Raw genomic sequence first — 8,427 nt, forward strand, 5'->3', positions numbered from 1 at the left:
TGTGGAAAAGCCGCGCGACAGGTGAAGGGTATCGCACAGGAAAATTCTACCGAAGCAAGAAAACTTATGTTTTTCGGGGAATTGCGAGTATCATGCCAAGACTTCCCTTGTGGAAGTGTGGCAAACAGGAGGGAACAGTGTCACAAAAAATCGTCCTTGGATACGACGACAGCGCAAGCGCCAAGTCGGCTCTTGATTTCGCGGTCGACCTTTCCAAGGCGCGTGGATGCGAGCTTGTCGTCGCCCACGTGCTGGAATGGTCGCCCTATTCGTTTCTGACACCGGAAGAGATCGAAGAGCGTCACAAGCGCCGGTCTCAGGAGCTCAAGCGGGCCGAAGATGCGCTGCTTGAACCTGTCCGCAAAAGCTTGCAGGACAGCGGCGTGGTTGTGTCGACCGTCCTGAAATACGGTCAGGTCGCGGAAACGCTGTGCGATATCATCAACGAAACCGGTGCGACGCAGCTTGTGATTGGCCGAACGGGGCATTCATCCCTGTCATCCCGGCTTTTCGGCTCTGTCGCGGGAAGTCTGGCGCAGGCGGCGCCGGTCCCGGTCACAATTGTTCCGTAAGCGCGAGAAAAGGGACAGTCATGAAAAACGTGTTCAAAGCTTTTGCTTTTGCAGCGCCCGCGATGTTGGCCATGGCCGCATCGGCGCAGGCGCAGACCATCGACGAAAAGGTCAACGAGGTGTTTGCCAGTTCCACGGGCTGGTTCGTCAACCTGATCTTCAGCCCGTTTCCGGGCACAAACTTTCCGTGGATCGTGGCGTGGCTGGTGGTGGCCGCGACGATCTTCACGGTATATTTCGGCCTGATCCAGTTCCGGGCATTCCCGCACTCGATCGCGCTGGTCAAGGGTGACTATTCCGACCCCAACGACGCGGGCGAGGTCAGCCACTTTCAGGCGCTTGCAACGGCGCTGTCGGGCACCGTGGGCCTTGGCAACATCGCCGGTGTGGCGGTTGCCGTCGGCATCGGCGGGCCGGGCGCCACGTTCTGGATGATCCTTGCGGGTCTGATGGGCATGGCGTCGAAATTCACCGAATGTACGCTGGGTGTGAAGTACCGCAACGAATACGAGGACGGCACCGTTTCGGGCGGACCGATGTATTACCTGACCAAGGGGTTCGAGGAACGCGGCATCCCGGCAGGCAAGATCCTTGCGGTGCTGTTTTCAATCTTCTGTATCCTTGGCGCGCTGGGTGGCGGCAACATGTTCCAGGCCAACCAGGCGCATGCGCAGATCTCGAACGTGGTGGGTGAGTATCCGGGCTGGATCACCGGCATTCTGTTTGCGGCCATCGTGTTCGCGGTGATCGTAGGCGGTTTGAAATCCATCGCGCGCGTCACCGAAAAGGTGGTTCCGTTCATGGGTATCCTCTATGTCGCGACCGCACTGGTCATTCTGGCGATGAACGGGGACAAGATCGGTTGGGCCTTTGGCCAGATCTTTGAAGGTGCGTTCACCGGGCTTGGCGTTGCCGGCGGTCTGGCCGGGGCGCTGATCCAGGGCTTCAAGCGTGCGGCGTTCTCGAACGAGGCGGGCGTGGGCTCTGCCGCCATTGCCCACTCGGCGGTGCGCACCAAGGAGCCGATCACCGAAGGGTTCGTGTCGCTGTTGGAGCCGTTCATCGATACCGTCGTGATCTGCACCATGACCGCACTGGTGATCATCATCACCGGGCAACTGGTATCCGACCCGAATACCGGGCTTTACCTGCTGAACGAGGATGGCACCACCATCCAGACCGTCGGCGGCGTGTCCGGCGTGGCGCTGACCTCGGCGGCGTTCTCGTCCGCCTTTGGATGGTTCCAGTACATTCTGGCCATTGCGGTGATCCTGTTCGCCTTCTCGACCATGATCAGCTGGTCCTATTATGGCCTCAAGGCCTGGACCTTCCTGTTCGGCGAAGGGCACACCAAGGAGCTGGTGTTCAAGGTCATCTTCTGCATCTTCGTGATCATCGGTGCGGCGGCGAATCTTGGCCCGGTCATCGATTTCTCGGATGCGGCGATCTTTGCCATGGCGGTGGTCAACATCATCGGCCTCTACTTCCTGATGCCGATCGTGAAGGCCGAGCTGAACAGCTATCTGGCGCGGCTGAAGTCGGGTGAGATCAAGAAGTACACCTGAGCTGCGCGCACGGCGCTGAACAGAGCCTCTCCGATCCGTCGGGGAGGCTTTTTCTGACTTTCTGGCTGCGGAGTACCGGATCATGGAGCGACATGCAGGTGGATGTCTGTGCGGCAATGTTCGGATCGCGACATCGGGACGCCCGTTGCGCGTTGGGGTCTGTCACTGTCTGGATTGCCGCAAGCATCATGGCGCGCTGTTTCACGCTTCGGCCATATTTCCGCAGGATGCGGTAACGGTCGCGGGCGAAACCCATGATTACCGGGGGCGGTATTTTTGCCCCCGATGCGGGTCATCTGTATTTTCCGTCAGCCCGGGCGAGGTCGAGGTGCATCTTGGCACACTTGACGCGCCCGACCAGTTCGTGCCGACCTATGAGCTGTGGACCATCCGGCGCGAGGCCTGGCTGCCGCCGTTTGCGGTTTCCCGGAGGTTTGAACGAGACAGCGGGGAAGACTAGCTCCGAGAAAAAACGCGCGGAGACCCAGCCCTTCGCTGCAGGTGTTGCAGATTGTCAAGGATGGTCCGCGCCGCGGACAAGAAAATTTCAGCGAATGTCAACTCAGAGCCCATACCTCGCAGATGCTGCACTCTGCGGGAATGGCTGCGAAGCGCTCAAGGACGACATTGTTCCCCGATAGGTCGAACCAAATCGGGCAATGGCTCAGGCCTCTTGATACCGCGGTGCGGCCCACGAGTTCTGGCATCAGCTGCACGTGCGAAGTCAAATTATTGCCAAATTCACCCAAAACAGGACGAAGAAGGCAATAACGTTTGCGCAAAAAACCGACCGTCTTAACGGACTTCGAGGTCTAGCCGCAACCTTCCGGCTTACGGCCCATGGGCAGCCGTGCACTTATCGTGACCTCCGGCATCACGCCGCATGAACTTATTAACATCGCCGCCCGGGCCGGTGCCGACACCTCGACCTACGGATGAAGAGTGCGAGATGTGTTTCGTGTGGGACGGTCATTGGATTTGCGCCGTAGGTGGAAAGACGAGAGGGTGGTGCTAGGCGCCGCCCCGGAAAAGAGAATACCCCCACGGTGTGAACTTGAACGGCAGATGGAAGTGTTCCTCGACGCGCTCGATGCCAAAGCGAAACACCGCGATTTCGAGAAACGAAGGGTTCGGAATGATGCGGCCAGCTTGCCGATAATAGTCTCCGACCTCAAATTCGACCTCGTAGAGCCCTGACTGCACGTCTTGGCCCTCGCTGACCGGATGGTGCAGCAACCCGTCAGGGCCACACACACCTGACGCGATTTCCGTTCTCGCAGGTCGCAGGTGCCACAGCCGAACCGCCAGTCCGGCAGCGGGTATGCCATCCGCAACATCCACTGCATGAATTGATATTCCTCCGGCAACCGGATCGGTTGGATGGGACTGATGCGTCACGACACTCTTCTCCTTCTTTGCGGAACTCCAAGTAGATTGCGAGTCCCTTCGATACGACTTTCCATTTCACTATCTGCCACAGAGGCGAGATCGCCATTCCAAAATACAGAATGCCCTGTTATTCCAGTTCAAACCAGGCCGATCAGGCTGGTCGGAAGCGACCTCACGATATCCCATGCCTTGGAAAGGGATTGCAGGAAATGGCACTTCATCTTGTTCCGCGCGCACTTCAGTATCTGGAGCAGGTCGCGCAGAGTGGATCGATCCAGGCAGCGTCCCGGGAGCTTGGAATTTCAGCGTCCGCCGTCCATCGGCAGATTGTGGCGATCGAGGAGGACCTCGGAGAGGCTCTGTTTGACAGAGGTCCCAAGGGCCTGACCTTGACGCCCACCGGCAAGCTTGTGCTGGACCTTGCTCGCGGCTGGCGTCTCGACAACGCGCGCCTGTGGTCCGTTGTCCAAGAAAATCGAGGCATCGAACAGGGGCATTTCCGGCTCGCCGCAATGGACAGCATGGTCAACGGCTTCGTGCTCGATGTGGTGCGGGCCATCGCCTCGGATTTGCCGATGGTTACCGTCGATGTCGAAATCAAGAGTCCGGACGCCGCTGTCAAAGGCGTTCTCGAAGGTGACTTTGACCTCGCCGCGGTCGCAAATGCACCGCCGGTCGATACTCTCGACTTCCACTGGCGGCGAGAGTTTCCATTGGGGTGCATCGCCACCAGAGATCATCCAGTGGCGACCAAGGAGTCGATTAGTTTTTCAGAATTTATTGCGAATCCCGTCGTATTCCAGAGTTCCGCCCTGTCAATTCGGAGACTGCTCGAGGTTCGCCACGGATGGCTCTTCGAGCAAGCCCGAACTTCTGTGGTCGTCAACTCCATTCAGCTCATGAAGCTGCTTGTCGCGACAGGCAGGTATGTCGCGGTCACCTCGGAGATCGATGCCGGACCCGAAATCAAGGACGGGCGTTTCGCCTTTATCCCGATCAGCGACAAGGATGCGTTCCGTCAGAGCATCTCTCTGATATCCAACGCACAAATGCCGGCTTCCGCGATGCGTCAGAAGATTCTCGATCTATCGGTCCGGTGTCTCGATGACCTTTCCGGTACGTCGGGTCATCCGATCTGACATACTTGTAAGTCTCAGCGAGCCTCCCGAAAGAGTGGCATGGAATTCTAAAAATGCGAATGCGATGTAAACTATTATTCTATAGACGACAACGGTGCCGCTGCCTACGCTGGGACGTGAGGGGGACGTCACATGACATCATTGGAAGATTTGAACCATGCGGATGATCGGACGGCGCTCGGTTACATTGCTCCCCTGATCGAAAGAGCGCCCGAGGTCGCGAAACGGGTGGTGTCGCACCGTCCCTTTCGGGACCTGGATGCGCTGACAGCGGCCATTCACCGAGAACTCGTTGCGCTGAACGAAGCGGACAGCATTGCCCTGTTTTGCGCGCACCCCGAACTTGCTCCGGACAATCCCCTGACAATGACGTCGGAATCCCAGATCGAGCAGGGGCGGCTCGATCTTACCTCTCCCAAAAGCGAATATCGAGACCGTCTGGCAGCCATGAATGCCGAATACCGGCAACGCTTTGGCTTCCCTTTCATTACCGCGCTCGTACGCCATGCCGATATGGACAGCGTCATGGCAGAGTTCAGCGATCGTCTAAAAGCCGACCGCGCTTCTGAAATCCGTGCAGCAATCGAGCAAATTTCTGCCGTAAGCGCGGCCCGCGTGCGGGCGCTCTTCGGACAGGCCTCGAAACCCGACATGTTAGAAAAAGGGCACGTCATGACAAGAGGGACCCGGCATGCCAGTTGATCCCGAACATATGGACGTCGAGGACCGGGTGCCGAAAGGATCCCATGGGGCACTCGGCTGGGGTGGCGAGATCGGCGGGCTGGTTCTCCTCGGTCTGAGCATCATCTTCATGGTCGGTGGCTGGCAGTTGGGCCTTGGGGTCCCGACCCGCCTTGGAACCGGGGCCTTCCCGTTCGTCACCGGTGCCATCCTTGCTGTTCTGGCTCTGGTCATCTGCGTGGAAGAGCGGCGCGGCGATGGCATCGCCGAGACGCCGGACTGGATTGAACTTTTCGCGATCTGCGCGGCTCTCGCCGTGTTCGCGGCAACGGCCGACTGGCTCGGTCTCGTTCCCGCAGTCTTCCTGACCGTTATTGTCGCCAGCCTGCCGGACCACACGCTTCCCTGGATCGGAAAACTCATCTTGGGTGGGATCGTGGCGCTTGGATGCTGGGCAGTCTTCATCGAACTGCTGAATCTGCCTCTCAGGCCGTTTCCGGGAGGCTGACCATGGATGTCCTGACGCTCTTTTACCAAGGCCTGTTGGTGGTCCTCGAGCCGCAGAACTTGATGTACTGCTTCATAGGGGTCTTTCTCGGAACTTTCATCGGCGTTCTACCGGGCATCGGGTCGATGGCGGCGATCGCAATGATCCTGCCGCTCACTTTCTATCTCGATCCAACTCCCGCCCTGGTGATGATCGCCGGTGTTTTCTACGGCGCGGAATACGGCGGATCGACCGCCTCGATCCTGATGAACGTCCCAGGAACGCCGGCGGCCTCGATCACCGCGATCGAGGGGCACGCCCTCGCGAAGAAAGGCCGCGCAGGCGTTGCGCTCTTTTCGACGGCTACCGCCTCTTTCGGGGGCGGGATTATCGGTATGATCGTGATCGCCATCCTGTCGCCGTCCCTGGCGCAACTTGCGCTCAGTTTCGGACCACCGGACTACTTCTCTGTCCTTCTTTTGGGCCTGATCGCAGCCTCGGCCGTGAGCAACGGCGGTGCGCTGAAAGGAATCGCGATGGTGGTGACCGGCCTGATGCTCGGTACAATCGGCATCGACCTGACCACCGGGGACCTCCGGTTCACGATGGGCATTCCCGAACTGCGCGATGGCGTGCACATCGTCATCGTGGCGATGGGTCTCTTCGGCGTGACCGAGGTCATAGCGTCGATCCGTACGGCGACCAGCGGAAAGGCTGCCCAGACAGTGGACTACGACGATTTCTATCCCACTAAGGAGGAATGGAAATCGCTGCCTGCACCGATCCTGCGTGGCGGTGCGATTGGATCCTTCATCGGTGCTCTGCCAGGCACAGGCCAGACCATTGCCGCGGCCCTTGCCTATGCGGTCGAGAAACGCGTGAACCGCCGGCGGAAGGATTTTGGCACCGGTGTGGTTCCCGGCGTGGCGGTTCCCGAGGCCGCGAACAACTCGGCGACTCAGACGGCCTTCATTCCGACCCTCACGTTGGGGGTGCCCGGCAGCCCGCCAATGGCGATCGTTATCGGGGCGCTGATGATCTATGGGATCACGCCAGGACCCCGTCTCCTCACCGAACAGCCCGACATGTTCTGGGGCCTGGTCGCAAGCTTTCTCGTGGGCAACATCATGCTGCTGATCCTCAACGTACCCTTGATCGGCATGTGGGTTCGGCTTCTGAAAATACCCTACAAGTATATGTACCCGACGATTATCGTTCTGATCTGCATGGGCGTCTACAGTCTGAACAACAACGTGTTTGACGTCTGGCTGACGCTGGTGATTGGCGCCGTTGGTTACGTCATGCGGCTCTTCCGCTTCGAGCCTGCGCCCCTGCTCTTGGGGTTCGTTCTCGGCCCGCTCATGGAAGAACAGTTGCGACGCTCGATGCTCCTGTCTCGTGGCGACCCGATGGTGTTTTTGCAGAGACCCATCAGCGCGACGCTGATCGCGATCACCGTCGCCATTCTCGCATTTGCTCTGTTCAAGACAGAGCAGAACCGACGCCGCCGTCGCGCGGCCATGAAAGCCAATCAGGGAGAAACACCAACATGAAAATTGACCGTAGACTACTTATGAGCACCGGTGCTGCAGCGGCCCTCCTTCTGCACGCGCCGGCAGCGCTGGCAGAACCCGGAGCCTGGAGCGATGAGCCGGTCAGGATCGTCGTGACCTTCCCGCCAGGCGGCACAAGCGACCTTGTCGCGCGGCTGCTCGCACAGCACCTTGACACCGATTTCGGGCAGAAGGCCGTGGTCGATAACCGTCCAGGCGCTGCCGGGACGGTTGCGGCTGACTATGTCGCGCAACAGGCGGCTGACGGCACGACGCTCATCCTGTCAAACAACGCGCCCTTCACGATTGCACCGACACGGTTCAAATCCATCCCTTACGAACCACTCGATGGATTCACGCATGTCGCCTATATCGGCGCGTCGGCGCCTGGCCTGTTCGTTCAGCCGTCCTCCGGGATCACATCGCTCGACGAGTACATCGCCTTCGTCAAGGAAACCCCGATGACTTTCGGCTCGAGCGGGGTCGGTTCGATTTCCCATATTCTCGGGGTCGCGGTCGATCAGGCGCTCGAAGTGGAGTCGATCCACGTACCCTACCAGGGCAGCTCTCCGGCCATCCAGGATTTTCGCGCCGGTGTGCTCGACAGCTTCTACGACATGGTCGTTCAGAACAGCGAGATGATTGAGGACAAAGAGGCCGTGGCGATCGCGATCGCCTCGCCTGAACGCAACAAGGAAATCCCTGACGTCCCGACCTTCAAGGAACAGGGCTACGACATTGTGATCGAAAACTGGGTCGGTCTTTCCGGACCAGCGGGCATGGACCCGGCAACCGTCGAGACGATCCACGACACCGTCCTGGCCGTCTTTGCCAATCCCGATGTCCAGGAAAGGCTAAAGGAACTCGGCATCACCCATACGGCGATGTCCACCGACGACTACACGGCCTTCGTCGCAAATTCGATTGAGGTCTGGGCGCCGCTCATCGAGTCGGCCGGAATCAAGGAATAAGCCAGACTGGTTTGGCCGCTGCGCTCTGCCGCGGCGGCCTACATTTGGTGGCCCTTGCCACGCAGGCCCG

9 protein-coding genes are annotated in these 8,427 nt (G+C 59.3%); 8 read left to right on the forward strand and 1 reads right to left on the reverse strand.

Annotated elements, in window-relative coordinates; all coding sequences use genetic code 11:
* The first annotated feature begins 137 nt into the window (after positions 1-137).
* The 3 genes from AC2FLX_RS04760 to AC2FLX_RS04770 all read left to right on the forward strand — a co-directional run bounded on the left by AC2FLX_RS04760 (position 138) and on the right by AC2FLX_RS04770 (position 2,597).
* The gene (locus AC2FLX_RS04760) at positions 138-572 is read left to right on the forward strand and encodes a universal stress protein (protein WP_480750718.1); all 435 of its coding nucleotides are present in this window, start codon (positions 138-140) and stop codon (positions 570-572) included.
* 20 nt (positions 573-592) lie between these two features.
* Positions 593-2,137, forward strand: a complete 1,545-nt coding sequence (locus AC2FLX_RS04765) for an alanine/glycine:cation symporter family protein (protein ID WP_496810311.1) — start codon at positions 593-595, stop codon at positions 2,135-2,137.
* An 82-nt stretch (positions 2,138-2,219) separates the two neighbouring features.
* The gene (locus AC2FLX_RS04770) at positions 2,220-2,597 is read left to right on the forward strand and encodes a GFA family protein (RefSeq protein WP_496810312.1); all 378 of its coding nucleotides are present in this window, start codon (positions 2,220-2,222) and stop codon (positions 2,595-2,597) included.
* A 551-nt stretch (positions 2,598-3,148) separates the two neighbouring features.
* On the opposite strand, the gene AC2FLX_RS04775 is transcribed toward AC2FLX_RS04770, so the two are convergent.
* Positions 3,149-3,535: a hydroxyisourate hydrolase gene (locus AC2FLX_RS04775; RefSeq protein ID WP_496810313.1), complete on the reverse strand. Its 387-nt coding sequence runs from the start codon at positions 3,533-3,535 to the stop codon at positions 3,149-3,151.
* Positions 3,536-3,735: 200 nt separating this feature from the next.
* Here AC2FLX_RS04775 and AC2FLX_RS04780 point away from each other — a divergent pair, with 200 nt between their 5' ends.
* From AC2FLX_RS04780 to AC2FLX_RS04800, 5 genes are all read left to right on the forward strand, one after another.
* Positions 3,736-4,665 (forward strand): LysR family transcriptional regulator, encoded by a 930-nt coding sequence (locus AC2FLX_RS04780; RefSeq protein ID WP_480749486.1) that lies wholly within the window; start codon positions 3,736-3,738, stop codon positions 4,663-4,665.
* A gap of 132 nt (positions 4,666-4,797) precedes the next feature.
* Entirely contained in the window at positions 4,798-5,367 is a 570-nt protein-coding gene (gene uraD / locus AC2FLX_RS04785) for a 2-oxo-4-hydroxy-4-carboxy-5-ureidoimidazoline decarboxylase (RefSeq protein ID WP_496747335.1), read from the forward strand.
* Positions 5,357-5,854: a tripartite tricarboxylate transporter TctB family protein gene (locus AC2FLX_RS04790; RefSeq protein WP_496810620.1), complete on the forward strand. Its 498-nt coding sequence runs from the start codon at positions 5,357-5,359 to the stop codon at positions 5,852-5,854. Before uraD ends, AC2FLX_RS04790 begins: the two co-directional genes overlap by 11 nt.
* Before the next feature lie 2 nt (positions 5,855-5,856).
* Positions 5,857-7,386 carry a tripartite tricarboxylate transporter permease gene (locus AC2FLX_RS04795; protein WP_496747333.1) on the forward strand — a complete coding sequence of 510 codons (1,530 nt, stop codon included), beginning with the start codon at positions 5,857-5,859 and terminating at the stop codon, positions 7,384-7,386.
* Between the two features lie 20 nt (positions 7,387-7,406).
* Complete coding sequence (locus tag AC2FLX_RS04800; RefSeq protein ID WP_496810619.1) at positions 7,407-8,357, forward strand: Bug family tripartite tricarboxylate transporter substrate binding protein; 951 nt, start codon at positions 7,407-7,409, stop codon at positions 8,355-8,357.
* Positions 8,358-8,427: the final 70 nt, after the last annotated feature.

The organism is Ruegeria sp. YKSF57 (assembly GCF_059612585.1).